This window comes from Verrucomicrobium spinosum DSM 4136 = JCM 18804, assembly GCF_000172155.1.
Taxonomy (GTDB): domain Bacteria; phylum Verrucomicrobiota; class Verrucomicrobiia; order Verrucomicrobiales; family Verrucomicrobiaceae; genus Verrucomicrobium; species Verrucomicrobium spinosum.
Map to the genome: position 1 here is coordinate 6,844,556 of NZ_ABIZ01000001.1, position 24,150 is coordinate 6,868,705.

27 protein-coding genes are annotated in these 24,150 nt (G+C 59.9%); 16 read left to right on the plus strand and 11 right to left on the minus strand.

Features of this window, described 5'->3' with window-relative positions; genetic code table 11:
• Window positions 1-35: 35 nt before the first annotated feature.
• From VSP_RS27745 to VSP_RS27775, 7 genes are all read right to left on the minus strand, one after another.
• Window positions 36-2,555, minus strand: a complete 2,520-nt coding sequence (locus tag VSP_RS27745) for a hypothetical protein (protein ID WP_009964844.1) — start codon at window positions 2,553-2,555, stop codon at window positions 36-38.
• Window positions 2,556-2,575: 20 nt separating this feature from the next.
• A complete protein-coding gene (locus tag VSP_RS43245) occupies window positions 2,576-2,782 on the minus strand; it encodes a hypothetical protein (RefSeq protein ID WP_198141244.1) in 207 nt (68 codons plus the stop codon).
• Window positions 2,783-3,131: 349 nt separating this feature from the next.
• Window positions 3,132-3,551: a hypothetical protein gene (locus VSP_RS27755; protein WP_157211100.1), complete on the minus strand. Its 420-nt coding sequence runs from the start codon at window positions 3,549-3,551 to the stop codon at window positions 3,132-3,134.
• A 129-nt stretch (window positions 3,552-3,680) separates the two neighbouring features.
• Entirely contained in the window at window positions 3,681-3,878 is a 198-nt protein-coding gene (locus VSP_RS43250; protein WP_009964847.1) for a hypothetical protein, read from the minus strand.
• A complete protein-coding gene (locus VSP_RS27765) occupies window positions 3,879-4,148 on the minus strand; it encodes a hypothetical protein (protein WP_009964850.1) in 270 nt (89 codons plus the stop codon).
• An 83-nt stretch (window positions 4,149-4,231) separates the two neighbouring features.
• A complete protein-coding gene (locus VSP_RS42685) occupies window positions 4,232-4,402 on the minus strand; it encodes a hypothetical protein (protein ID WP_009964851.1) in 171 nt (56 codons plus the stop codon).
• A complete protein-coding gene (locus VSP_RS27775; RefSeq protein WP_009964852.1) occupies window positions 4,399-5,319 on the minus strand; it encodes a zeta toxin family protein in 921 nt (306 codons plus the stop codon). Before VSP_RS27775 ends, VSP_RS42685 begins: the two co-directional genes overlap by 4 nt.
• Before the next feature lie 202 nt (window positions 5,320-5,521).
• On the opposite strand from VSP_RS27775, the gene VSP_RS27780 reads away from it, so the two are divergent.
• From VSP_RS27780 to VSP_RS40125, 16 genes are all read left to right on the plus strand, one after another.
• Window positions 5,522-6,268 (plus strand): hypothetical protein, encoded by a 747-nt coding sequence (locus tag VSP_RS27780; protein ID WP_009964854.1) that lies wholly within the window; start codon window positions 5,522-5,524, stop codon window positions 6,266-6,268.
• A 1,102-nt stretch (window positions 6,269-7,370) separates the two neighbouring features.
• Window positions 7,371-9,506, plus strand: a complete 2,136-nt coding sequence (locus VSP_RS27800) for a portal protein (RefSeq protein WP_009964859.1) — start codon at window positions 7,371-7,373, stop codon at window positions 9,504-9,506.
• Between the two features lie 172 nt (window positions 9,507-9,678).
• On the plus strand, window positions 9,679-11,808 hold the full coding sequence (locus VSP_RS27805) for a hypothetical protein (RefSeq protein ID WP_198141245.1): 2,130 nt from the start codon (window positions 9,679-9,681) through the stop codon (window positions 11,806-11,808).
• Window positions 11,809-12,319: 511 nt separating this feature from the next.
• Entirely contained in the window at window positions 12,320-12,793 is a 474-nt protein-coding gene (locus tag VSP_RS27815) for a hypothetical protein (protein ID WP_009964862.1), read from the plus strand.
• 24 nt (window positions 12,794-12,817) lie between these two features.
• Entirely contained in the window at window positions 12,818-14,869 is a 2,052-nt protein-coding gene (locus VSP_RS40120) for an autotransporter outer membrane beta-barrel domain-containing protein (protein ID WP_009964863.1), read from the plus strand.
• A 3-nt stretch (window positions 14,870-14,872) separates the two neighbouring features.
• Complete coding sequence (locus VSP_RS27825) at window positions 14,873-15,502, plus strand: LamG-like jellyroll fold domain-containing protein (RefSeq protein ID WP_009964864.1); 630 nt, start codon at window positions 14,873-14,875, stop codon at window positions 15,500-15,502.
• Between the two features lie 3 nt (window positions 15,503-15,505).
• Window positions 15,506-16,015, plus strand: coding sequence for a hypothetical protein (locus VSP_RS27830; RefSeq protein ID WP_009964865.1), 510 nt, complete (start codon window positions 15,506-15,508; stop codon window positions 16,013-16,015).
• Window positions 16,012-16,140 (plus strand): hypothetical protein, encoded by a 129-nt coding sequence (locus tag VSP_RS43685; RefSeq protein WP_009964866.1) that lies wholly within the window; start codon window positions 16,012-16,014, stop codon window positions 16,138-16,140. Before VSP_RS27830 ends, VSP_RS43685 begins: the two co-directional genes overlap by 4 nt.
• The gene (locus VSP_RS27840; protein WP_009964867.1) at window positions 16,134-16,595 is read left to right on the plus strand and encodes a hypothetical protein; all 462 of its coding nucleotides are present in this window, start codon (window positions 16,134-16,136) and stop codon (window positions 16,593-16,595) included. Before VSP_RS43685 ends, VSP_RS27840 begins: the two co-directional genes overlap by 7 nt.
• The gene (locus VSP_RS27845) at window positions 16,592-16,951 is read left to right on the plus strand and encodes a hypothetical protein (protein WP_009964868.1); all 360 of its coding nucleotides are present in this window, start codon (window positions 16,592-16,594) and stop codon (window positions 16,949-16,951) included. Before VSP_RS27840 ends, VSP_RS27845 begins: the two co-directional genes overlap by 4 nt.
• Window positions 16,948-17,079, plus strand: coding sequence for a hypothetical protein (locus VSP_RS43690; RefSeq protein ID WP_009964869.1), 132 nt, complete (start codon window positions 16,948-16,950; stop codon window positions 17,077-17,079). Before VSP_RS27845 ends, VSP_RS43690 begins: the two co-directional genes overlap by 4 nt.
• Entirely contained in the window at window positions 17,076-17,219 is a 144-nt protein-coding gene (locus VSP_RS42690) for a hypothetical protein (RefSeq protein ID WP_009964870.1), read from the plus strand. Before VSP_RS43690 ends, VSP_RS42690 begins: the two co-directional genes overlap by 4 nt.
• 53 nt (window positions 17,220-17,272) lie before the next feature.
• The gene (locus VSP_RS27860) at window positions 17,273-17,569 is read left to right on the plus strand and encodes a hypothetical protein (RefSeq protein WP_009964871.1); all 297 of its coding nucleotides are present in this window, start codon (window positions 17,273-17,275) and stop codon (window positions 17,567-17,569) included.
• 211 nt (window positions 17,570-17,780) lie between these two features.
• A complete protein-coding gene (locus VSP_RS42695; protein ID WP_009964872.1) occupies window positions 17,781-17,957 on the plus strand; it encodes a hypothetical protein in 177 nt (58 codons plus the stop codon).
• 12 nt (window positions 17,958-17,969) lie between these two features.
• Window positions 17,970-18,620, plus strand: a complete 651-nt coding sequence (locus VSP_RS37695; protein WP_009964873.1) for a lysozyme — start codon at window positions 17,970-17,972, stop codon at window positions 18,618-18,620.
• A 136-nt stretch (window positions 18,621-18,756) separates the two neighbouring features.
• On the plus strand, window positions 18,757-19,848 hold the full coding sequence (locus VSP_RS40125) for a Nal1-like putative serine protease (RefSeq protein ID WP_009964874.1): 1,092 nt from the start codon (window positions 18,757-18,759) through the stop codon (window positions 19,846-19,848).
• A 355-nt stretch (window positions 19,849-20,203) separates the two neighbouring features.
• Here VSP_RS40125 and VSP_RS27880 read toward each other — a convergent pair whose 3' ends face one another.
• The 4 genes from VSP_RS27880 to VSP_RS27895 all read right to left on the minus strand — a co-directional run bounded on the left by VSP_RS27880 (window position 20,204) and on the right by VSP_RS27895 (window position 24,143).
• A complete protein-coding gene (locus VSP_RS27880; protein WP_009964875.1) occupies window positions 20,204-20,794 on the minus strand; it encodes a hypothetical protein in 591 nt (196 codons plus the stop codon).
• Entirely contained in the window at window positions 20,791-21,081 is a 291-nt protein-coding gene (locus VSP_RS44045; RefSeq protein WP_009964876.1) for a PadR family transcriptional regulator, read from the minus strand. Before VSP_RS44045 ends, VSP_RS27880 begins: the two co-directional genes overlap by 4 nt.
• 177 nt (window positions 21,082-21,258) lie before the next feature.
• The gene (locus VSP_RS27890) at window positions 21,259-22,356 is read right to left on the minus strand and encodes a hypothetical protein (RefSeq protein ID WP_009964877.1); all 1,098 of its coding nucleotides are present in this window, start codon (window positions 22,354-22,356) and stop codon (window positions 21,259-21,261) included.
• Between the two features lie 20 nt (window positions 22,357-22,376).
• Window positions 22,377-24,143: a hypothetical protein gene (locus VSP_RS27895; RefSeq protein ID WP_009964878.1), complete on the minus strand. Its 1,767-nt coding sequence runs from the start codon at window positions 24,141-24,143 to the stop codon at window positions 22,377-22,379.
• Between the last annotated feature and the right edge of the window lie 7 nt (window positions 24,144-24,150).

Sequence of the window (24,150 nt, forward strand, 5' to 3'; positions counted from 1 at the left end):
CCATCTGTCAAACACAGACCACAGGCAGATGCATGTTATTCCCGGACCTTGATGATCTTGGCGCCATCAAGCCCGTCTTTGAGGATTCGCTGACTGGAGAGCGTTTCCTGCACCGGGCCATGGGGGGTGTTTATTGCATTCGCGGAGGTGAACACGGCGTGGATGTCGCCATTGACATAACATCTGACATAGATCCGCGCCCCTTTGTGCTCCAGGATAAGATCGTAGTCCGCTACGGTCTGCACCATCGCCGGCAGAGACAGGGATTTCTCCGGCTTCAATATTCTGGGGCCCGTCTTGTAGCTGTCTGTCACAGCATGAGAAGCCACCAGATGCTTCGCCCTCGTTCTCAAGCCGTCCTTCTTCTGCCCCTCCGGATGCGCCAGCAGGATGCGCCCCGTCCCAGGGGCATCCACCACGGGATGATCCCGCAGGAACTGCTCTGCCTGATCGATCAGGGCCTCGTCTGCGAGATTCGCATCCAGCACGGGCAGCGAGTCCTTGGCCCTGGGCAGATGCTTCTTCACCTTGTCAAACACCGCCCCTGCCTTCAATTCCGGTGGCAGCGGTGTCTTCTGGTTCTGATGCCACTCCGTCACCTTCTCGGGACTCAGGATGTAGCTCTGCGCACTGCTGTAGATCATTCCGCGCTGCGGTGGTAGTTTTTTGCCTAGATGGTGTTCCCAACGCGCCGACCTTAGTTTGCTCTCATAGAGCACTTCTCCACTAAACATTCGCCGTACATCCTCCAACTCCATCCCCACCAGCCCACTCACCTGATGCTCCACCGCGCCTGAGCGGGATCGATGCAACAGCACCTCTGCCAGCACGGGTCGGCCCTCCTCCAGATACGGCGTGAGCACGCGCACGCTGTAGGGCGGGGTTCGAGGTCCAAACACGGCGATCGGCCGCAGCAGGTGATCCACCAGCGCCTGTTTCTCCTCCGGGTTGAGCTTCAAACGGTCCATGTCTGCAAAGACCTTGGGCAGCACGGCCAGCGGTGCCCCGCCCGGTGCCCCCGCAGCAGTGAGCACCGTGGGCTGTACGCCAGTGAGGACCACAGGCAGCGCCGGCACGGCAGCCTGCGCCACCTGGCCCTGGAAACCACGCACCCCCTCCCCGGTGGGGGTGAAGAGCCCGGTCATGTCTGGCGCAGTCTCCGGCACCTCCAGGCGCAGCATGGCGGGCGGTGGGCCATCTCCCCAGGAGGGGGCGCCGTAGTACTCCGTGGCCTCCGCATCCCACGGGGAGGGAGAGATATCGCGCCCCTCCAGAATGGCCTCCGTATCCCGGATGGCCTGGTTCAGCAGCGGGCTGGCGTTCTCTGGCCGGGCGGCCAGCTTCTTCAGCCCACGCAGGGCCTTGCGCATCCAGTCCCGCAGGCGGCGCATGGTGCGGGCAAAGACGTGCTCAGAGAGGCGACCGCCCTCCCGCATCTGGATGAGCTGACGCGCCAGTTCGGTGACCATGCCGCTCAGGCCACCGTCCACCGCGGCCCGCGCCTGGTCATAGCTGGTGTAGAGCGGCCCGGTCTGCGTACGCCCCTGGCCGTGATAGATGTTCACCGTATTGAGCAGCGCCTCCCGCCCTGCCTCGGTAAGCTCCAGTTCCTCCAGGATGCGTCCCTCCTCATGCCGCAGATGGTCCTGAAAGGTGCGCCCCTGGGGATCGCGCCGCCACTGCTCCCGCAGGGCCGCAATCCACGCGGCATGGATGAGCTCCTCCCGCGTGATGGCTGCCGCCAGCGCGGCCGTGGTGCCCGGCTCCAGCCGCGGGCGCACCACCACCAGGCGCCGGCCATCGCGTGAAACACCCACAGAGATGTGCCCGGGGATGCCGCGCGCTGCGGCCTCTGCCTCCGTGTGAATTTCCTCGATCCCCAGCCCCAGGTGCTGGAAGAGCGCGGAGGAGGCCGCGAAAGCCTCCTCAAAGTACTGGGCCGCCCTCTCCCGCGAGGCTGGAGCCGCCAGCCCCGTGTTGCCGGTGCCCGCTGGTGCCGGAGCCGCCCCCAGCGGATCCTCTGCCTGCGACGGCGCTCCAGACAGCCCCTGTGAGGCAGACAGAACTTGATCCTGACTCTGCCCCTGCTCCCCCGACTGCCCTTGCGGCTGAGATTTCGGCTGAGATTGTGGCTGCGGCTTGCGCTTGAGCTCGATCTCTGCCGTCACTCCCGGCCCGAGGTAGGCCGCGTAGTCCTGCGCACGATCCCGTGCAAAGTCCTCCACCCCTTCGTTCAGGGTGTGGAATCCGGCCAGCATCTCACCGGAAGCATCCCGCAGGGTGACGATGGCATCCGCCTCATTCCAATGCGGCACACCGTACCCCAGATACTCACCGATGTTGTCCGAGAGCGCAGCCTCACGCAGCGCAGCCGACGCCGCGGCAGGATCTGCGGTGCCAGCGATGGTGCCCACCAGATCCAGATCTGCCACCACCAGATGGCCGTCGAACGCCTCCACATGCAGACCGGGAAACTCCCTGCCCAGAGCCTGCGCCAGCGGCGCAGCCTCGTCCCCCAGGTACTCGTGAAACGCCGGCTTGCGCCCCGCGGCCACCGCCGCGATCTCTGCCGGCGCTATGCGCTGCCGCCAGGCTTCGGCAACGGGGGAAGAAACTTCGGCCGGAAGCCCTGCGTAAACTTCCCGGAAGCTTCTTGATGCTGCTTCTCCAGCTCCTCTGGCGTCAACACCCGGCCGCTCACGCTGCCAGTCTTGGGGTCGAAGGCGAGGCTGACCGCTTCGCCCTGATCGAGCGCCTTCTTCAGATGGGCGGGTAGAGCCATGATGTTCATTTTCGTTTTCAAGGTTTGAATTGTCAACCGGGTCCAGGGGGAACGCCCCCATCATTTCCTGCGCCGCTGGCTGGGTGGCAGGCTGCGCCTGAGTGCCTGCCGGGGTGGCGGCAACATTCGACCGGGCGGCAGAATCCGCACTTTCCGCGAACCTCTGGTCGGCAGCTGTTGCCTTAGCCAGATTCACAGCCAAGCTATCCTGGAGCGGAGCACATCGGCCATCGTCTGCCGGATCCCACTGCCTTCGAGTCCTAAGCCCCCTTGTCGTCACGTTCCTCCATACGCCACGTGGACGCGTTCACCTGACGCGCCGTGGGAAAGACACCAGCGACAACGCCCTTCAACGGGACTCCGCATCCAGCAACTTCATCACTTCACGGCGCTCTTGCTCGCTGTTGAAGAGAAAATGGATGTCGATGGGCACCATGGTGCCATCTTCCGCCTCAATCCAGTTTTCGGACTTGGCATCCATGATGATCAACGTGCCCGCCACCGGATCATCAAACTCAAAGCTTGCGCTCCGCGAATTGGGAAGATCTTCCCTCATGCCAAGATCGCTCGCATGCCTGACGATGTCATCGTAGTCAGGATGGGATCCTTTCACCCAGGGCTGCGACACAACAATGTGCAGCACGTTCTCCTCTGGCCGGGCACGTGACGGTGCCATGAAAAATCCTTCCAGTTCCACCTGATCACCCAGGAAGCGATTGGCCAGCATATGATCCGTGAGATACTCATACACGGTTGATGTCGCCAGCATGGGGATCGATACCACCTTCACACCCCGCTGCGTCGCCGCATCGTAGGCCACTTGATGCTCGCCCCCCTGCTTGACGTTAAGGGGGACGATTGGCCTTGATCCACGCGGCCACCGATGCCCCATCCATCATCAGTCCTGCCCGCTCTGCCCGCTGCTGGAGGACAGCGGCTTCGAGCTTGCCGAGCTCGGTTTCTTCATACGTGTTTCCACTTGTTCCAGGGTGAGATGCGGTTGCTTGCTCAACATGCTGCGTCGTGCTCTGGAAAAGTACTCGGCCACCGTCTCGCTGGGATGCTTCGACGGCTCGTTCTTTGGAGCTGGGTCCATTCAGGTAAAAGCTACGGGTTGTTTGGCTTGAGTCAAGAAGCTGTCGTCGTTGAGGTGCAGTGTGTTGCTATCGTTAGCAGGCGCATCCGCCCGTTTCTTTTGCGAACCTGATCCCGATGCGCTCTCGTTCGATGCTTGAGAAAACTTGAGCCGCTTTGCTGGTCCAGCTTCCGGTGCCGAAATCTCACCGCGCACCTCCAGACCCAGTGCTCTCCGGTCGAGGTCTGCCGTTAGCTGGCTGGCGAATTTAATCACCCACTTCCGCGTCATAGCATCGGGCGATGAAGCGTTGTTGCCTCTATGCTCGCCTAGTTAGCGCAAGTCTGTTAGGAGGAGCCTTCCAGGTTTAAGTGCTACGCTCCCGCAGGCTCCTGAGCCTGCGACTGATTCTGCTCTTTCTCCAGTTTGAGTCTGGCCTGAAACTCGGCGCGGACCTGGGCCTCCACTTCACCCGCATTTTCGTTGAACTTACCGTACTTGAGTGCGCCAAGTGCATCATTGACAGCCATCTGTTCTCTGATCACTTCAGGGGCGAGGTATTTGGAAATGTCCCGGAACTCAAAGCTAATGGTGTTGCTCCTCTCTTGGTGATGATATCCCAGATATCGCGATTTGCAATTTCAATTTGTCCATCCCGAGACTCCTTGCTGACAACAAGCTTCACCTCATGGGTACTTGTATCGTACAAATGGGCTCTATCAACAAGGCTCACATAGTCCTTGATGGGCTGGTTGAACCCCTGGTGGGCTTCGAGGAGTCTGTTGGAAGGAATCCAGCGGCCTGACTTCTTTGCCCGAACGGCAGCGCGGGTTTCGGCTTCATGAACATCAATTGTAACGCCGAGGAGCTGCACTTGAAACCCTGCCTGGTGCCATCGGTTGAAATGACGCAAGGCACTTTCACGACGGCTCAATGTGCTGTCATAGATGATATGGGGGCGCTGCCCGACTGGTAACGCGAGCACTGCATCCATCAGAGCACCAGAAATCTGACTGGCCTCCTGGTGCACCAACTCCGAAGCCCCACTGTCTCCAGCTTGCACGATTCGATCAAATTCAGGGATGAGCTCTGCGATGTCATCTGGATTTACCGTCACGGCACCTTCCACGGTAGTCAGACCCGACTTGCGGAGGGCATCCAGGACGGTGCTCTTGCCTGAGGCACCCCCTCCTGCCGCTGCCGTTACGGTGGGCAGGGCTCCTTCCTGCACCGGCGCACCCGTGCCTAGGAAATAGTTCACAATGACTTGTCTCAATTCTCTTCGTGGAAATTCCAGGCCAACTGGAAGCAATCCAGCGCGCACCAGTACATGGCCTTCATCCAAAATCGCAGTTTTCTTTTCACGAGTGGGTTGCAGAAGGGGATACCCATCGGGCGGCGTGCGTGGCGGCACAGGGAGACCGCGTTTGTCCAGCGTCACGTCTGCGCCAAAGGCCTTCAAGATTCTAGGATCCACTTCGCTCTCGCGATTCGCCGCACCAGCCCCACCTTCAGGAGAGTCTCCGCCAGCATCCGCGCTCTAGGAAAACTGCAGCCGGGCGTCCGGCCCCGTCCCGTTCCTGCCTGCCGGGGCGCAGGCATCTGCGGAAGAGCCTCCGCCACAACCCAGTCTGAACGAGACGCTGGGAACCCCCGGCACGCCGTTGCGAAGCCTTCTGGACAGGCGGGGGGCAGGTGATCTGGACACCCACGTCTTCACCAAGGAACAGGCGCAGCAGTTAGTGACCCTGCTCAAGCAAGATGCCCCTCCGAAGCTGGACACTCTGGTGCGAGGTATCACGGGTGACAATACTCACAGCAGTGAGCAGATCCGGACGATCGTGGAGGAGTTCGCCAGCTTCCTGCCCCCGGCGCTGGCCAGACAGCTTGCCAAACATCCTGTGGCCATCGCCTTTGACCAGAAATTGGCCAAGAAAGTCGCAGTTTATCGCCCTGAAGACAACAGTAATGCGGTGAATCCCCTGGCACCTGATCTGCCGACATTGCGCCGCACTCTCTTCCATGAGTTGGTACACTGGGCACACCTCAAAGGTCCGTCGTCCTTCAGAGACCGGGTAACCGCCCTGACTTCACGACGTACTGGAGGCTTTGAGGAACCGCAACTTATCCTCTACTCGAGCACCGGAAAGCTCTATGGCCCTAAAGTGCGGGGCATGCGGGACGACTGGGCTGATCTTAGTGGCAATGAATATGCAGGGAGAATTTATCCCAAGGGGGGCGTTTCCGATGCCGTTGAGGTGCCTGCTGTACATCTGGAAAAACTAGCCGACAGTCCCGAAGAGCTTATGTCCCATCTCAACCACCGGAGCGTGATCACCGGGAGGCTCGCATGGCGGGAGGCCTTCTTGACCTGCCTGAATCTCTTCTTACCTCCTTCAACAAATCCATGACCACCTCGCTGACCTACACCAAGAATAATGAGCACCTAATTCTGGTTCTTGAGACGGGCCCGCTGGGAGGGGTCTTGTCCCAGGAAATCAGGGGCGATGCAAGCTTCCGGGATGCGCTGCAGGCTCATCTCGAAGAGACCTCAGGCACGTATGACGGCCTCTTAGCCTTATGTTATAGCGCCGTGGAATAACTCGGCCTGCAGGTCACCACAAAACACGATGGTGAGCCGCCTGATCCAGACGATCTGGAGTTTGATTGAGTCTCTGCTCCCGGATCGCCCCACCCCTCTCCCGGCTGACACCAAGGGAGGGGATTTTCTTTGCTCGCCATCGCCGTGCCAAACAACCACCGCCGCAGACGCATGATATTGCCTTGAACCTTGGCAGCGCTTGATGCATCACCATCACCTGCCGAGGCGAGGGCGGCGCGCGCGATACTGGACGAGACGGCGGATGAGTTCGAGGAAGATATACAGACCAACACCTCCTAGATCGAACACAGGGCAGGCCCGCTCGCGGTGGTGGAGGAAACTACTTTCCGACAGCGATCAAGACCGCCGTGAAGTGATGCAGTTGCTGGATGCAGAGTCCCGTTGCAGGGCGTTGACACGGTGAAACAAAATGCTGGTAACCGATATAATTGGGGACGCAGCATCCCCTGTCCATTGCACGCGGAGATGCCGACGCGGCACCTCACCGCGCTGCAGGCACTCCAGTCCCAGGCGCTCCAACCCGAGCTCAGAGACCACCGAGTTCAAAGATGCCCCCACATTGGCGAGGCGGCGCCCCAGCGGCGGAGCCACTCCACCTCTGTCAGAGGCTCAATCCCAGCCATCACCACGCTCAATGAGATGCGTCATTCCGGCGGGAAGAAGGAGGTCGCTCCGCCTCTCTGATTCCCGCCTGGCAGAGGCGCACGAGCCGCCGGACAGGCACCTTTGAAGGCACTCGGCTCCAACTGGGAGGCAAACAGCCCCACTGAGCAAGGCAAGCTGCCGATTCAGGATACCTTGGAGCAGTCCCGTCGGCTCCCCCTCAACACCATGAAATCTCATCCCTCCGCGGAGTTCCAGAAAGCTGCCCAACCCCAACACTGATCACGATGCAAATCCTCGCCCAACCTCGAGCGGAGTCTCTGACCACCGTCCGCAACCGGATGGTCCTGAAGGCCACGCTGGTCAAACAGCGCGGCGCCCGTCAGAGCCCGCTGGAGAACGCCATCAAAGCGGACCGCATCGCCTTTTTGGTACGCCATGCCAAGTCGCGGCATGACTCTTACTACTCAGCCCTGTCTGGGTGGCGCAACAAGCTGGACAAGTACCTCCTGCAGTCTGAGGACTACTTCGAGTTCCGAAGGGCCGCGCCCAACCGCAACGAGGGTAAGAAGAGCATCTTCGACAAGCAGAACGACTCCCTCAATCTCATTGGAGCGTTCACCGAGTTCTTCGCGGCCCAGGCCCAGAACGATCTCTTCGGCGCACAACCATGGTTTGCCGCCCGCCCTCTTGGCAAGGCAGACGCCACGCTTGCGGACCAGGTCACCAAGCACGCCATGTGGAAGACCAGTCAGGCCGGGCTGACAGAGACCTACTGTGAGACCACCATGCTCACCGCCATCCTGGGCACGCAGTTCACACGCACCACCTGGCTGGTAAACACGGACTCCTATGAAGAGCCACGCACTGCGCTCTATGACGCGAAGACGAAGAAGCCAGTGCTGACCAGCAGTGGCGAAGCCATCTTTGACGATGATCCCATCCTCGAAGAAGAGCGCCCGGGCGATGGCGAGGCAGGAGCTCCCGTCCTCGCACGCTTCCCCAAAAAGGATCCCCAGACCGACCTCTCCCGAGGCACCTACGAATACGGCAAGGCCTTCCTGAAACAGGATGTGGTGACGTACCGCAACATCAAGACTCACAACCTTCACTTTCGGGACATCGCCTTCGACCCGACCGCACCGGATCTTGACCTCCATCACACTGACTTCTTCCACTCCTTCACCAAAGGCGTACTCGACATCGCCAAAGAGTACGGCCTCACCGATGCAGAGACCCGAGAGCTGTACCACGCAGCCAAGGAAAGGTCCGAGAGCCTCAAGCCCGAATCAGCCCGTAGCGAATCGGCCCCTGCGGACCCGGATCAGGATGATCCCAATGGCTCCATCCCCAACCTTCCAGTTCGACTCATCGAGGGGTTCATGCGTGTGGATGCCCTCGGCAAAGGTCAGGCATCCAACATCTACATGGTATTCGCCCCTCAGTGCGAGATGTGCCTGAAGCTGGACTACCTTGGCAACATCACCCCCAAGGGCAAACTCCCCGTTCACGCCCACACCATCAACAGACTCCCCTGGCGGATTGTGGGGCGCGGATTCTTTGAGCGCTTTGACAAGGTGCAAACCTTCGTGGACGACCTGTTCAACCGCATCAACTGGCATGATCGCAAGTCGAGCGATCCCATCACCGGCTTTGACAAATCAAAGCTCGCCCAGGAAGACGAGGAAGAAGACGAACCTTTCAACTCAGAGAAGCCCCTCAACCTCAAGCCGGACTCGAAGCTTGATGAGGCGATCCAGTTCAAAGCACTGCCCGACCTCAATGACCGCACCAAGGAAATGCTGCAGATGATGGTTCAGATGGTGCAGCTGCGTACGGGCATCACCGCGGCGAACCAGGGCGATGTTGCCGGGCTTCCTGAAGCGAGCACGGCCACCGGCATCAAGCAGCTGATGAGCCGTGCTGCAGTGCTGCTCAAATCCCCCATCGATCAGCTCAAACGCAGCTTCACCTGTGACCTGGAGTACTCCCTGCTGCTTCTCTACACAAACCTCGATGAGGACGAGACCTTCGCGTTCGGGGAAGGTGAAAACACGGAACTCATTGAACTCAAAGCGGATGCCGTCCGCGGGCTGGAGCTCAATATTTCCTTGCTCCTGACCCAGGCACAGAACCAGTTCAAGCTGGAGAATGCGAAGGCGGCGATCGACCTTCTCGGCCGGTACATCCAACTGCCAGAACACGAGAAGACGGCGGCGCGCTCGCTCTTCCTTCAGGCCCTGCGGGCTTTGGACTTCCAGGACGCTGATTCCATCATCAGAGCGCCCATCCAGGACCTGCAAACCTTGCTGACACAACTGCCCCCTGAACTGCAAGCTCAACTGGGTGCATTGATGCAGCATCCGCAATCTGCAAGCGGAGTTGACTCCAAGTCGGGTCCCGGATTGATGCAAGCCGCATAGAAGCCAGCACCATTGGAGCATGACCGAACTGCCCATCATCCCCCGCCCCGCCGAGCCAGTGCGGCCACCGCGGGTGCGGGAGCTGCCGCTGAATCGGCTCGTGGATGAGTGGGTGCCGGACGGAGCCGATCTCTCTACGCCAACGGCTGGTATTGCCCGGTATGCCCGCCAGTTGATCCTGGGTGATGGCACTCTGTACGACCCAGAGTTCAGCACCCGGCTTCGATACGGCGCAGGCGTCCCGGACAACAGCCTGGGCTACATCGGAGATGCTTATGTCAACACCGCCACGGGATGGTTCTACCAAAAGACAGGTGAGACCACCTGGACAGTGCGCGGCATCCTCGCGCAGTCCATCAGCAACTCCCTGGCTACATTCTATTGCCCTGACGGCCAGACACGGTCCGTAGCGTTCGCTGAAGCGGGTCCGGCCTCACATGCAGGAACCCATGTGGGCCTGGGTTCTGACAAAATCCGCGATGCCACCTCATCGCAAGACGGGCTCATGACTGCGGAATACGCTGCCAAGTTGGACGGCATTGAGGCATCTGCAGACGTCACTGACGCGGCCAATGTCGGAAGTTCCATCAATGGCTCCTCCAGCAAGGCCACACCTGTGAATGGAGACAGCGTCCCGCTGATTGATAGTGGCGCCTCCAACGTTCTCAAGAAGGTCACCTGGGCAAACGTCAAGTCCACTCTCAAGGCCTACTTCGACACGCTGTACAGCTTCTTCGACCCCTCTTCACCTGGCCCTATTGGTGCTGGCACGCCGGATGAAGGTCACTTCACCACCCTGGACATCTCTTCGCCCGTTGGCGTAGCTTCCGGGGATGTCTTCAAGGTTTACGCCGGGCTTTACAGCCGCAGCGTTTTGACCGTGAACGAAAATGGTTTCAGCAACTTTTTCGAGCCTGTTTCCTGCGCTTCATTTGTCCAGGGATTGAGATTCATCGCTCCCAGCCACCCAGTCACAGGGAGCAGCGTGGATGCGACCCTCTATCTTCGCCCGGAGTGGAACACCTCGGGGGATGTGTCTGCATTTTTGATCGACGTATTGAACACATCGAGCGGATCAAACGCCAACCTGATTGACGCCAGGGTTGGAGGCAGTCCGGTTTTCGTGATCGGCAAGGATGGAGTTTTTCGTCAGAGCATTATGAGCTCTGGGAACATCGATGCCTTCAATCATGTCCGGTCTTTGTATGGGGCCGTCATGACGAAGGGTCAGGTGGCCATGAGCGGGGAAGGGTCTGGAATCCTCCTACTGACTGACCCTGCTACCTTCAACAGCTTCAATCGCCTTTGTTTTGGCGGAATCACCAGCAGCTACCCGGCCTGGCAGCGGAATGACACCACTCTTGTCGCCCGTCTCGCGGACGACAGCGGGAATTCGGAAGTGGAAGCATCTCGTGCCAATCTGGATGGACAAACTGTCTCCGGCTCTGCCAGCGACTCGACACTCAATCTGACTCCAACCTGGAACACTTCTGGGGCACCTTCGGCCATCTATCTGGACGTGACAGATGTTTCAAGTGATGCCAGCGCAAATCTTCTCGATCTGAGGAAGGATGGCATCTCTCGATTCCGCATTGACAGAGGTGGTGCGATCCGAACAGCCGAAGGAAACGAAGTTGTCATTGGTAATTATTCCTCAATAAGATTCGCTGATGGCGGGGCAATCAGCGGGGGCGACTCCCAGGTGATGGAGTTGTACGGCGGGTATTACGGTCCTCTCGCATTGCTTCGATTTGGTGGATCGTCCCCATCTGTTCCTGCTTTAAAGATGTCTGGAACCACCCTCATTGCCCGTCTGGCAGACGACAGCGCAAATGCGGACATGGAGTGCTTGCAGCTCCAGATTGCTGGTCAACTCGTCTCAGGATCAGCCTCCACCAGTGCACTGGAGGTGGAGACCACATGGGATACCACTGGCACACCATCTGCATTGAAAATTGATGTTACCGACACTGCGAGTGATATATTATCACCAATTATAGAATGTCGAGTAGACGGCGTTCAAAAGTTTGCGGTCCTAAAAAATGGCAGAGTAGTTCTTACAGATATTTTTGATGCTCAGATTATCGGAGCAGCGATCATTGGGTACGGTGTTTTAGCTTCTAGCAACGGCTCACGAATAAGCACGCCAACAGATGGTGTTTTTCAATTTACCAATGCGGCCCAAACGCTCAACGGCAATCTGTTAGCCGGCGGCTTAACTCTCACCAACCTTCCCACCACTGACCCAGGAGTTCCTGGGGCCATATGGAGAAGCGGCCCCGACCTCAAAATATCTATCTGACCATGAGCTTGAACATCATTCCTCCAATTGTTGCTGAAAAACTCCTGCCCAGATTCAGGCGGAAGTGATCATCAGTGGAATCAACCCCAGCTCCATAGCGATGGCACCGTCACCGTGCAAACGCCATGAAGACATCCCTGCTCATCGCTCTCGCACCCACCCTCACCTACCGCTGGTGGGAGTTCCTCTGCGCCCCCCCGCCCTGGGGGCCATGATCCAGGCGCTTTGCCACCTTGGCTTTTCCCCCTTGACCCTCGAAAAACGCACTCCCCGCCGCCCTGACTGCGGCACCTCTGGCTTCGTCCACGTCTTTCGCTCCTGTGGGTGAAGCAGGTGAAATGCGAGACCGATCGCTACGCACTGCGTGAAGAGATCGGAGAGGTTCAACTCCCGCCCGAACTGCAAGCTCAACCCGGCGCACTGCTTCAACCTCTGCAATCAAACAGCGAACTTGGAGCCGAGTCGTGATCCGCTCAGATGCAAGCCGCATAGAAGTCAGCACCATTGGAGCATGACCGAACTGCCCATCATCCCCCGCCCCGCCGAGCCGGTACGGCCACCGCGGGTGAGGGAGCTGCCGCTCCTCCGCCTGGTGGACGAGTGGGTGCCCAACGGCTCAGATCTTGCTGTCCCCACCGCCGGCATCGCCCGCTACGCGCGTCAGCTCATTCGGGGGGACGGCACCCTCTTCGATCCGGAGTTTATCGTCCCCCTCCGCCACGGCAACGGCGCACCCAATGTCAGCCTGGGCAATATGGGAGACTCCTATCTGGACCGGCTCAATGGCTGGTTCTATGAAAAGACAGCCCCCGAGGCCTGGGTGTTGCGTGGCGTCCTCGCCCTCCAGGTCACCAATGTTGTCGCGCGTTTCGTCTGCCCGGACGGCCAGACCCGCGAGCTCCCTTTCGCCCGCTACAATGAATCCACGGGTGAGCTCGAGGTGCAGACCCCCGCCGGGACGAAGAGGCTCCTCCTCCTTGACTGATCCAACCCCTTTCCCCGTTCCAGGATGTTGTCTTTTTCTCCTCGTGTTGCTCCGCCCCTGGTGTTCCGTTTGCTGGTGCTCTGGGCGCTGTCCTGCGCCATCCCGGTCACCGCCCAGGTTCCGGCCGGCTCCTACAGCCTAGCCCGGCGCAAGGCGTCCGGCACAGGGTATGAGGAAAAATCCCTCTCCGCCACGGCCAGCTCCGTCGTCACCCTGGACGCCAGCGGCGACCCGCTGGCAAAGGTCATCAGCGACTTCGTTCTGGACTCAGAACTCGCCTCTTGGGCAGGTTCCCCGGGCATCACCACCCTGGGGACCGTCACCACCGGCACATGGAACGCAGGCACCATCGCCGTGCTCCGGGGAGGCACCGGACAGACGTCCTACCTTGACGGCCAGCTCCTCATTGGCAACACCGCCACCGGCGGCCTGTCCAAGGCCACGCTCACTGCCGGCAGCAATATCAGCATCACCCATGGCAACGGAAGCATCACCATTGCGGCCAGCGGAGGCAGCGGTTCCGGCACGCTCACCACGCTCAAATCAAGCGGCACCCAGGTGGGTGGGGCGGACATTGTCACGCTCGACTTCGGCCTTGGCTTCTCACTCACAGAAAGCCCGGATACCGAGGTAAACATCGCGCTGGATGCAACCCTTGCCGCCTTGGCCGGGGCCACCACTGGAGCCAACACCATGACCTACTGGACGGGCACAGACACTGTGGGCAACACGGCGCTCACGGCATACGCACGCACCTTGCTGGATGACCCGGACCTCGCCGCGGCCTGGGCCACCCTCCAGCTCAACACCGGCACGCAGATTGCCTTCTTCAGCGCCGTGTCGGTTCTGGGGAACCTCCACCTCGGGGAGGACTTCGCCCCCGGTGCCCTGGGCCTGCATTCCGGCGTGGGCGGCTCCACGTATCATGAAACAACCAGCGCCGCCACCGCCCCCCGCACCGCCGTCTTTCCAGACAAGTCCGGCCAGGTCGCCCTCGTCTCGGACCCCTCCGGCAGGGTGAACCTGGACCCCGCCTACAACGAGGTCACCGGCGTGCTCCCGCCCTCCAGCATCGCCCTCGGCGGCAGCCTCGGGGCCGTGGGCGGCTATATTGTGCTCTCCGGGGACAACGTCTCGCCGGGCGGTTCAAGATACTACGGCACAGACGCTGGCGGCACCAAGGGCTGGCACAGCCTGGGCGCGGCCGCCGTCGGCCTCGGCAGTGTGGAGAACACCGCCCTCAGCACCTGGACGGGCAGCGCAAATGTCACCACGCTGGGCACCGTCACCACCGGCACCTGGAACGCCAGCCCCCTCGCCACGGCCTACATCGCCGATGACGCCGTGACCAATGCCAAGCTCGCCAACATGGCGGCAAGCACGATCAAGGGCCGGAAGACGGGCAGTACCGGAGACCCGGAAGACTGCACGCTCTCAGAGATTCTCGACTTCATCGGAAGCGCGGCACAAGGCGACCTTCTTTACCGGGGAGCCTCAGGCTGGGCACGACTGCCTGCCGGCACTGACGGTCAGGTTTTGGAAACAAATGGCACCGGGGCCAACCCGTCCTGGGAAACCAGGCTCAGCGGAACCAAAACTCTGGCCACCTTCCGCGCTACAGACAATGAGCCCCCGGCCTCCAACTTCGCCACCCTGGACACCCGCAACAGTCACCCTGTCCTCGATTTCGACACCACCACGCAGGAGGCCGCCGTCTTCAGCGCCAAGATCCCTCAAAACACCAGTCTGGCGGCTGGAGTGACGGTGATCGTACACTGGGCGGCCACCAGCGCCACCAGCGGCACTGTGGGTTGGGATGTCGCCTTCGAACGCATCGCTGACGGAGGAATAGACATTGACTCCGACAGCTTCGGTACGGCTCAAACGGTAACAGCCGCAACAGTCCCGGGCACAAGCGGTGTGACCAAGGTCACAAGTGTGACATTTACCCAAGCACAGCTTCCCGCCAGCCTGGCCGCTGGGGACGTCTACCGCGTCCGCATCCGTCGTGATGTCACCAACGACACCGCCACGGGTGACGCGGAGCTGTTATTTATTGAAATCCAGCTGCAATAAACCATGGCACGCACATTCGACGGCTCCTCAGGTCGCATTGAACGAGGCGGCACACCTCCGGTTACAGCCGTGCCGGTCACGCTGGCCGCGTGGTTCAAAACCACAACGCTATCCGTATCCCAGGTCATCGTTTCCATTGGAAATGCAGACGGTTCCAGGCTTGCTATCACCATCACCAGCGCAGGAAACCCGAGGGCTGGCAGTGTCACTGCCTCTGGCACCACCTCAGGCCCACAACAGACTGGCGGATTGTCCACTGGGACATGGTTTCACATTGTAGGCGCGTTCACGTCCTCCACTTCCCGCACGTTGTACGTTGACGGCGCATTTGTCGGTACGGATACAACTTCCTCCACCATCTCGACCTTTGACAGGATGGCCATCGGTTCCAGGTGGGAGCCGTCTGCATGGGGCACCTTCTTTAATGGCCAAATTGCCGAACCGGCCATGTGGAGCGACGCTCTCACAGCCGCTGAAGCGGCAGCACTGGCAAAGGGATTTTCACCAGCCTTGGTGCGGCCACAGAGCCTTGTGTTTTACGCGCCACTCGTTCGCGATTTGATGGACCTCAAGGGCGGAGCTTTGTCCGCCACCGGCACCAGTGCTTCCGACCATCTGCGCGTCATTTACTAAACCATGCAAACCTCCCACGCCCTCGTCTCCCCAGAAGGGGAAATAGCGGTCACCGGACTGCAGGACCCGGACAGCCTCCCCCTCACCAAGGCTGGCTGGCGCTGGCTGCCGGTGACCGAAGGTGAGCCCCCCGCCTATGATGCGGCCACCCAACGGCTCATGCGAGCTTACGCCGTCGGCACGGATGACGTGGTGCACGGCTGGGCCATCGAGGCCCTGAGTGACGAGGAACAGCGGCAACTCGCCTTCTCCGATGGCGTCGTCGCTGGCTTTGCCGTCGCTCCCGAGGGCTTCACCCTCCGTCTTGAGGATGCCGACCGCGCCGCCTTCGCCCAAATGCTGGCTCTCGTGAAAGAGGCGCTGGACCTCGGCATGATCACCGACGCGACACCCCAACTGATCGCCGACAGTGCTGGGACGCGGCACGAGGTAACAACCCTGCGCTTCCGGCAGATCATGGTCGCCTACGGCCTCCACTACAAGGGACTCTGGGATGCCCTCACCGCAACATGAGAACGATCCTCCTCTCCACCTGCCTCTTCCTGACCTCCTGCGCCAGCATCCCCTGCCCGGCCGTCAACCAGATCCCCGGGAACATTCCCTTCATTAAGATCACCCTCTACAGCCGCACATGGTAGCCATGCTCAACCACCTGCACCACCATCTGGACCTGCTCCTGCACCACTGGAAGCCTGTGGTGGCCGGACTTGTGATGATCGCAAGCTGGCTCGGCCAGATCGCGCTCGACCTCGCTGGCATGGCCAAGGGATGGGAGGACCTTACACTCAAGGGTGTCCTCATCATCGCCGTCCTCTACCTGGCCCGTGAAGGGCGCAAGCGCGAAGCCAAGCACGAGAACGCCATCAAGGCCAAGGACGACCAGATCATTGCCCTGGACGCCGCAAACGAAGCCCGCGATGCGCGATCGGCCCAAGCCCTGACACGAGTCGCAGACGCCCTCGATGGTCTGACGTCCGAAACCAAGATCCAGACCGAGTACTGGAAGGGCATCAACCAGGATCTTGTCGAGCGCGGCCTCGGACCACGCCGCCGCGGCGACACCTCAAGAAACAACACACCCCACACCCCATGACCCCAGTCAAAGAAACCAAGGAATTCCTCGACGCCTTGTCCGCCCTCGCGGTTCGCACCTTTAACAGCCTCTCCGACGACGGCCGCATTTCGGTGTTCGAGGGTGCCGGATACCTGGCCGATCTCAAGACGGTGGCCACGGCAATCTCCGGAGCCCCGCAGATCCCCGGTGAACTGCTCAAGGCTGATGAGGAGGCCCACGCCTACCTCCGCGCCCAGATCAAAGTCGGGCTGGCGAAAGTGGGCGTCACGCACCGCATCCAGGACATTACGGAGGCGATTCTGACCTGGATCGTGGACACCCTGCAGACGGTGGCCTTCATCCGCACTGCGCCGCCTACCGCGCTCCCGGCATGAAGCTTCTCCTCGCCCCATTTTATGCGGTCGCCAGAGCGGCCGCTGCTGTCGTGGACCTGCTCGCGAGCGGAACCACTCACATCAAACGGGACATCAAGAGCATCACCTTGAGCAAGCACAAGCCATGAACGCCATCACCGAACTCCTCCACACCCTTGCCCGGCAACGAGCCCAGTTGACCATCGTCACCCCGGACGCTCGGACGGAACTGGAGCAGGCCATTCACCGTCAAGAGCAGCTGCTGGATCAGCTGTGCCTCGAGTGCTGACCGCGAATGACCCATGGGGGACAGCCTGACAGCAAATCAGTAGCTACAACCACATGAAAATCTTCGACACCATCAAGTCCTGGTTCCAGTCCGCCTGGCAGACCGTTCTGGAAACCCGCATCCTGGATACCGTCGCCGATCTTGGTGGGACCAAGGAGCAGGTCGAGGCCACTCGCCAGCTCATCGTTGCGGCCGAGGAGCGCTTCGCTGGCGTGGAAAAGGCCGGTGAACTGAAGGACGGCTTCGTGCGCGCCGGCCTGCAAGAGTTGTTCCGCGAACTTGCCCCCTACCTCATCAACGCCCTTGTCGGCATCGTCTTCGGCTATCTCCGCCGCCTGGGGAAAGTGTGAGCCGGTGCGTCAGTGGGCAGTGGGCGGGGTGTTGGAAGCGGTTCGTAGTTCAAACTTTAGTTTGCCTCAGGGGGAGGGGTGCCTGGTGCTTGGTGCTTGGTTCGTGGTTCGTGGTCAATACACCCACGGCCTCAGTGTTGGAGTACCGACTTTAGTCGGCTCAGTCGCTAGACCCCTGACCAGCTATTCGCCTCTCCCCTCTCCCCTCTCCATGCCCTTCCGGCTCCTCCTGTCCTTCGTCCTTCTGGTGGTCCTTCCGGCCCTCGTCGTGAAGCAGGCGGTCGCGTGGCGCGCCGCCCTCGGCGCACCCGTCATCTATGTGACCTCAGACGCCGACCACTTCCGGCATGATCGCCTCGCTTGGGAGGCCGAGGAAACCACCGAATAACCCACCCCTGCCATGGACACCACCACCACCACCGCCCCTTCGCTGTTTTCCCGGCTGTTCCACCTCCTGTCGTTCTCCCGGGAGCAGCCCCCGGCCGTCCCTGCGCCCGCGGCACTGACCGTCCCGTCGCCCGTTCCGCTGGCCTCTGCCAGCTCCAAGCCCACGGACATCAGTCCGCAGGGCCTCGAGATGGTGAAGCACTTCGAGAGCCTGTTCCTCACCGCCTACTACGACGGCGGCGGCGTGCTCACGATCGGCTACGGCCACACGGGCCTTCAGCACAAGGATGGCACGGTGTACCCCGGTCGCCGCATCACGGAGCAGGAGGCCGTCCAGCTCCTTGCCTACGACATGAACCAGTTCGAGAGCCGCGTGAAGGCCCTCGTCACCGTCCCGCTCAACCAGGCGCAGTTCGACAGCCTGGTGTCCTTTGACTTCAACACCGGCGGCCTGACCCTGCGCGGCCGCAAGCCCTCCACGCTCCTGCGCAAGCTCAACGCCGGAGACACCGCCGGTGCCGCCCAGGAGTTTTTGAAGTGGAACAAGGACAACGGCAAGACCGTTGACGGCCTCACCCGCCGCCGCTACGCCGAACGCGAGATGTTCCTCGGCCGCGACTGGCGCAAGTTCACCGGGGGCGAGTGGAAGAAGCAGATCGCTTAGCTGCCCGCCTTGCAGGCCTGCGCATCCGTCGATGAACGGGAAATGAGGGCGCGCGCAGAAGGCGGTCAGGTACAAATTGCGCCACAGCGTTCCACTTTTTGTTGCAAGTTAGCGCAGAACGCTTTTTTTATGGTGCATGAATGTAAAGAAACTGACGCAAATACTCGCTCAGAAGTTCTTTGAGAATGGGAACTATGACGCAATCCAGGGTGGCTTATTCAAGGCAAAAGGGCCCGCATTTAGCCCCGCTGCTTTCGATGACATTGAGCCCTACTTTGAACCTGAAGAGGGTTTCGCCGGTTTATTCGTACAATCTGTAGGGTACACATCGGGAGCAAAGGAAGAAGAGGTCCTAATCTACGTCACGCGCGGATCGAAGAAGGCGCTGAGCGAAATTCCCAACGAATTGGAAGGGGTTCGGGTCCGTGCTGAAGTTATGGGGAAACCAAAAGCTGGTCCCGCTCCGGCAAGCTCAAGGACGACGTCAGGACACTTTTACACCAAGGGACTTCGCGCGGCCTGCGGTGGCTCGTGTGCGCCTAGCGGCGAAAGATATGCGGGCACACTGGGGGCACTTATTACTGAAGGGGTTAGCACCTATGCCTTATCAAATAACCACGTCTTTGCTGCCTGCAATCACACCCAAGTTGGCATCCCCATCCTGGGGCCGGCACCGATGGATGCGAAAGCTGGTAAGCGGGCTCCGGGAGAAGTTTGCCGATTCACCAATATGGTGGAATTGAGAAGTGCCAATCCCACCCTCGTTCAACCCATGACCGTTGACGCTGCGCACGCAATTGTCGAGAATGCTGCCCTTCTTAGCTCATGGCAAGGTGATGAGGACGATGGCTATGACACACCTACTGCGATTATTGCCCCAGTTGCGGGCATGCACGTAAAAAAATTTGGAAGGACCACTGGTCTTACTTTTGGAGTGGTGGAAGCTTTTGTCCCAACACCCTGGACTCTTCCGTACAAGTCAAGCAAATTCACTTCTGATGTTTGGTTCCAAGACACCTGGACTGTGCGCAGCCAGGATGGGGACCCCTTCGCTCTTCCAGGGGATTCTGGAAGTCTCATCGTAACAGAAGATGGGAAGGCTGCCGTTGGTTTGCTTTTTGCTGTGGGAGGCAGATCAGAGAGGGCGATTTTTAGCCCCATCTCAACAGTTCTGGAGTCGCTTATCCCTCGAACAGCGTTTAGTCTTGTTGGTAACCATGGTATTTGAACCGTCAGCTAGAGAAGCCGCGCTTGCATTGGCTCAGCAGTGCCAAGGCGAGTGGTGGTATTCTAGTGTGGGCATCACGGAGATTGCCGGTAGAGTGGGTTTAGTTCTGTATACAAGAAGCGCGATACCCGCAAGCGCTTCTAAAAAACTCCCCAAGGAACTCAAAGGATTCCCTATTTTTGTAGAGTATATGGGTCGAATCGCGCCAGCAAAATTTTAAGCCACGCGCCCTCCTGTAAACGGAGAGCGCGTAAACTGCACACCTTAGCGGCCCTTCGTGCCATCGAGGCACCATCCACCATGTGGAATCCACAACCCGGTCGGTCCACCCGAGATGATTGTGAGAGGCATGCGCTCAGAACCCGAGCTTTCTAAAGAGGGCTGCGAGCGGAATGATCTTTCTAAATATACGCAGCGAACCGTCCCACAAATAGGCTATGATCGTGCGGACTGTATGCCACCCTACGACGCATCGAATGTAGATGCCGCCACGCCGCGCAGCCTTCATCTCCTTGATGTCTTCAACAAGGTCTGAAATTATCAGGTCGATCTCTTCACGCTGCTTTCGAGGGAGGAACATCCTCAACGCCAAAAGCAATGATGGCGACACCCTTCGAGTGGATCTGAGATGTGCTACGACTGATTTTGCCACTCTGATCACATAGCGCTTTTTGGCCTCAAATGTTAGGAGCAGGGAGTTATTTTCCTCATATGCATAATACGTTCCCCTCAGGTCCTGGGTGGCAATCCCCCTACGCTTAACAAGCTTCTTTTTGATCTCCCTTTCATAGCGTAAATTGAAGATCCAAACGCTCAACGCCACGATAAAAATCACGCACACGCATGAGGCAACCAACTGCAAGTTGCTCAAACCAGAATGGTAGACGCTCCAGTACCAAATCGCACTTGCAATTCCAGTGGCGACAAACTCGTATCGTTTGCTCATGAAAGAGCCTCCTTCCCATAGAAAACGTGAAGCGCGCGCGCCTTGGGCATCCACTCAGCCCCTTTGCCTGATAGTTTGAAAAGGCGTACGCGGCGATCACCTTCATCTTCATCCCTCGACTCGACCCACTCAGCTTCCTTCAGGCGGCGCATAGTCGTGTACAAGGTTCCATAGGAGATGGCGCTCCCAGTCTCCTTTTCATAGATCTTCGCAAGCTCTCGCCCGCTGACTTCCCTCGCAGGAAGCGCGTTGAGTAGAGCCCACTCGGTTGGTGATGGCAGTTTCATAGCAAAACCAGTATACAAATCGAATAGTATACAAATCGGAGACCATGTCAATCATGTTTTCCCGCTCCTTAGAAACTCAGACTTCGATGGGTCCCACAACCGCTAAACATCCCCCACCTCCCCTAGACCTCCCCGGAAGCCAGCGGACACATGTCCGCTGACTCAGTTGCGCGGCCATCACGAAGTCACCTCCCCCTGCCCCCTTCCCCCCCACGAGTCAGGCAGCTTGAACGGCTGCTTCTGCACACGCAGGTGGCCGTGGTATTCCCCGCCCGCTTCGTGGTAGGCGTGCAGCAGGGTGGCCGTGGGCTTCTCGTCCTCCCATCGCACCTTGGCGTGGGAGCACGTGACGTGCGGCACCACGCACAGGCGGAAGCCCCTGGGCTGCCAGATCTTCCAGCAGGCCCACAGGTCCTGGGTGCCATGCCCCTCGTAGCCCAGCCAGTTCGTGCAGTTCACGACATCCGCGGTGAACAGGGTGCACCCCATCCCCACCCAGTCCGTCGGCACCATGGCCCCCAGGCCGATGCCTGGGTACGCATGGCTCAGCCAGCCACGCCGACGCCAGCGGGCCGCATTCAGCCCGTAAGCGTTCGCCTTGGCCGGGCATTGCCGGAGTTCCGTCAGCAGTTCATCCACCACCTTGCGGCGCTCCCCGGCCTCGCTCTCGGCGGCGGAGTTCAGAGCCTCTTTGGCCGCGGCAAGCCTGGTCTGCAGCTCCCCGTCTGCCATCCGCTCTTCATCGTACACGTTCGGGTTGATCCAGTGGGTCGGGGAACCGTGCCCACCCAGGAACTCCTCATTCGGGTACGCCGCCATTGCCACCGAGTAGTACCCGCCGTCAAACTGAAGGGCAGAGAGCAGCGCACGGAGGCAGTTGTTGGAGGGCAGCACATCGCTTTCCAGACTCCACAGGTAGTCCGCGCCGATCTCTCTCGCCCGGGCAAAACAGGCATCCTGCATCCTGGCAATGTTCAGATTGCTCCCGGTCTCATGCCCATGTCCCGCGGATCGCGCTTCGCCCGCGGCACACGCGATGTACTCGCACGGCACGCAGCACTCCTTGCCCGCAGCCCCGGAGGCCCAGCGGTTCAGCGCCGTCCGCACCCCCTCAAAGGCCGTCCGGCTCGTTGCGCTGCCGTCACCAGACATCAGAAACGCAACCTCATGGGCCCCTACGCCCGCCGTCTTTAGGTTGGCCACCAGCAGGGGCTCCTGCGCCTGCAGGGCGTAGCAGAATGTCTCCGTTGCGTATGTGCAGATAACAAGCTTCATGTGTCGTTTGGATATCGTCATTAGAACTGCGCTACAAAGTCGCCGCCGCAGGAGCTTTCCAGGAGCAGCACCTTTTGATGAAATGGCCAGCTGCCCCCGTCCGTGTACGCGCTGAGGGCGTCATGGGCGTACATCACGCCGCGGCTGGCGGTGAAGGACGTTTCCGTCGTGATCGTCACCCTGCCGTCCAGCGTCTCATTGTCTGCACCCTGCAGGGTGTACAGATACACCCCAGGGTAACGCACAACGGTGACGCCGCCTCCGGCCTGCCCGTAGCCCCCTTTTAAATCACCCCAGGCGAACGTCTTGGGGGAAACCGCCCCGCCCATGTTCAGGGTGTCATCCGAGTGAATCGTATTCACCTGCGTTACGTTCAGCCAGGGATAGGTCGTACCCTCGGCCCGCAAGGCTTGCTCATCCACGTTGGTCACGGAAGCGGCCACCTGAATCGTGTACGTGTGGTAGATGTTGTCACTCGTGGCCAGCGCCGATGCGGGCATGTAACCGTTCTCCAGGCGCCGCAGATTGATTTCCCAGGTGTTGTACCCGCCCCCCCACAGCAGGACCGGTGCGTCTGTGCCGGTCAGTTCCGTGCCGGAGTAGTTGAATTCCGCGAACTCCATTGAGCTTTCCGAACGGAACTGGCGAACAGTGGTGACCACCCGCGTCTGATACGTGCCGGTGACGGACCTTGCCGTGGTCTGGGAATCGTAGGTTGAGACGGTGCCGTGTGCGAACGAGTCCGTGTACGGCTCCCCGATGTAAGCGGAAAACACCGTTTCCGCCACGGTGCTCCACACCTCATCAAAGGCGGACAGGCCCCCGCCATGCGGGCCGGCCGTGTAGAGCTTGTGGCACAGTTGCGGGGCATAGTGGGTGTCGTACACATCCAGGTCACCGCACGCAAAGGTGCCCCCCTCAACCACACTGCCCACCTGCGTGATTGTCTGATAAGTCATCTGGATGGTTTCTGTGAACATCTCACCCAGGTCCTCGTACGTGGAGGTGGTCCAGTCCACGTGGATCAAGCAGGTGGTGGTGCCCATGGAGTAGGTGCTCGCATCGGCGCCCGTCACCACCGTGCCCGTCCCCGCATAGGTTCGCCACGACGTCAGCGTGGTGAAATCCGTCGTGACGGCCGTGGTTTCCATGGTGCACACGTCAACGGAGTATGTCGCCGTGAGCATTTGCGTGGTGGAGGTGGCATTGGTTAGAGTGGTTTCATAGTTGTAGGAATGGCCGTCCGTGGTCGAGTACGTGAGGGAACTTGTATCTAAGCGCCTGCGGGTGCCGGTCTCGCCCCAAGAGTGCAGATCCATAGACTGGGTTTCATAGCTGTATTCTGTGGTGCGCCACGTCGTGCGACCGCCTTCGCCATCGTCAGAAACAATCTCCTTGCTGGAGTAGGAACCCGTCTTGGTCTCGCCCTCCTCGTCGGTCATGGTGCTGGAACGGGTGACATCATCCGAGATCATGAAGTTGCTAGACACGGTTAACAGATAGGTAAAAGCCGCGCTGCCATAATACGTGGACGCGAACGATGAAGACATCTCCCGCGAGGTCTGGCTCTGGTCCTGATAGTAAGTGCGCGATTCGCTAAACTCGAAACTCTTCGTGAAGTCCTGGCTGTCTGTACACCGTTCTGTCTCCTTGGGCGTGCCCGTGGCTGTGCGGGCAATCCCCCTGAAGTAGGTTGTGGAATTAAGCTCCGTCGAGGTTGTGAACTCTGAGGAGCTATAGCCGATCGGGCCATAGCCGGTTTCAGACGGGGTGATCCACTGTAGCATGGCTAGT

Coding starts and splice junctions, on each gene's coding strand:
- VSP_RS27895 (WP_009964878.1), bottom strand. CDS start 24,143: ATGCTACAGTGGATCACCCCGTCTGAAACCGGCTATGGCCCGATCGGC.
- VSP_RS43245 (WP_198141244.1), bottom strand. CDS start 2,782: ATGGCTCTACCCGCCCATCTGAAGAAGGCGCTCGATCAGGGCGAAGCG.
- VSP_RS42695 (WP_009964872.1), top strand. CDS start 17,781: ATGCCCTTCCGGCTCCTCCTGTCCTTCGTCCTTCTGGTGGTCCTTCCG.
- VSP_RS27860 (WP_009964871.1), top strand. CDS start 17,273: ATGAAAATCTTCGACACCATCAAGTCCTGGTTCCAGTCCGCCTGGCAG.
- VSP_RS37695 (WP_009964873.1), top strand. CDS start 17,970: ATGGACACCACCACCACCACCGCCCCTTCGCTGTTTTCCCGGCTGTTC.
- VSP_RS27815 (WP_009964862.1), top strand. CDS start 12,320: ATGACCGAACTGCCCATCATCCCCCGCCCCGCCGAGCCGGTACGGCCA.
- VSP_RS40125 (WP_009964874.1), top strand. CDS start 18,757: ATGAATGTAAAGAAACTGACGCAAATACTCGCTCAGAAGTTCTTTGAG.
- VSP_RS27840 (WP_009964867.1), top strand. CDS start 16,134: ATGGTAGCCATGCTCAACCACCTGCACCACCATCTGGACCTGCTCCTG.
- VSP_RS27830 (WP_009964865.1), top strand. CDS start 15,506: ATGCAAACCTCCCACGCCCTCGTCTCCCCAGAAGGGGAAATAGCGGTC.
- VSP_RS27765 (WP_009964850.1), bottom strand. CDS start 4,148: ATGACGCGGAAGTGGGTGATTAAATTCGCCAGCCAGCTAACGGCAGAC.
- VSP_RS27890 (WP_009964877.1), bottom strand. CDS start 22,356: ATGAAGCTTGTTATCTGCACATACGCAACGGAGACATTCTGCTACGCC.
- VSP_RS42690 (WP_009964870.1), top strand. CDS start 17,076: ATGAACGCCATCACCGAACTCCTCCACACCCTTGCCCGGCAACGAGCC.
- VSP_RS27800 (WP_009964859.1), top strand. CDS start 7,371: ATGCAAATCCTCGCCCAACCTCGAGCGGAGTCTCTGACCACCGTCCGC.
- VSP_RS27755 (WP_157211100.1), bottom strand. CDS start 3,551: ATGCTGGCGACATCAACCGTGTATGAGTATCTCACGGATCATATGCTG.
- VSP_RS43250 (WP_009964847.1), bottom strand. CDS start 3,878: ATGGACCCAGCTCCAAAGAACGAGCCGTCGAAGCATCCCAGCGAGACG.
- VSP_RS27825 (WP_009964864.1), top strand. CDS start 14,873: ATGGCACGCACATTCGACGGCTCCTCAGGTCGCATTGAACGAGGCGGC.
- VSP_RS43690 (WP_009964869.1), top strand. CDS start 16,948: ATGAAGCTTCTCCTCGCCCCATTTTATGCGGTCGCCAGAGCGGCCGCT.
- VSP_RS27845 (WP_009964868.1), top strand. CDS start 16,592: ATGACCCCAGTCAAAGAAACCAAGGAATTCCTCGACGCCTTGTCCGCC.
- VSP_RS40120 (WP_009964863.1), top strand. CDS start 12,818: ATGTTGTCTTTTTCTCCTCGTGTTGCTCCGCCCCTGGTGTTCCGTTTG.
- VSP_RS43685 (WP_009964866.1), top strand. CDS start 16,012: ATGAGAACGATCCTCCTCTCCACCTGCCTCTTCCTGACCTCCTGCGCC.
- VSP_RS27880 (WP_009964875.1), bottom strand. CDS start 20,794: ATGAGCAAACGATACGAGTTTGTCGCCACTGGAATTGCAAGTGCGATT.
- VSP_RS44045 (WP_009964876.1), bottom strand. CDS start 21,081: ATGAAACTGCCATCACCAACCGAGTGGGCTCTACTCAACGCGCTTCCT.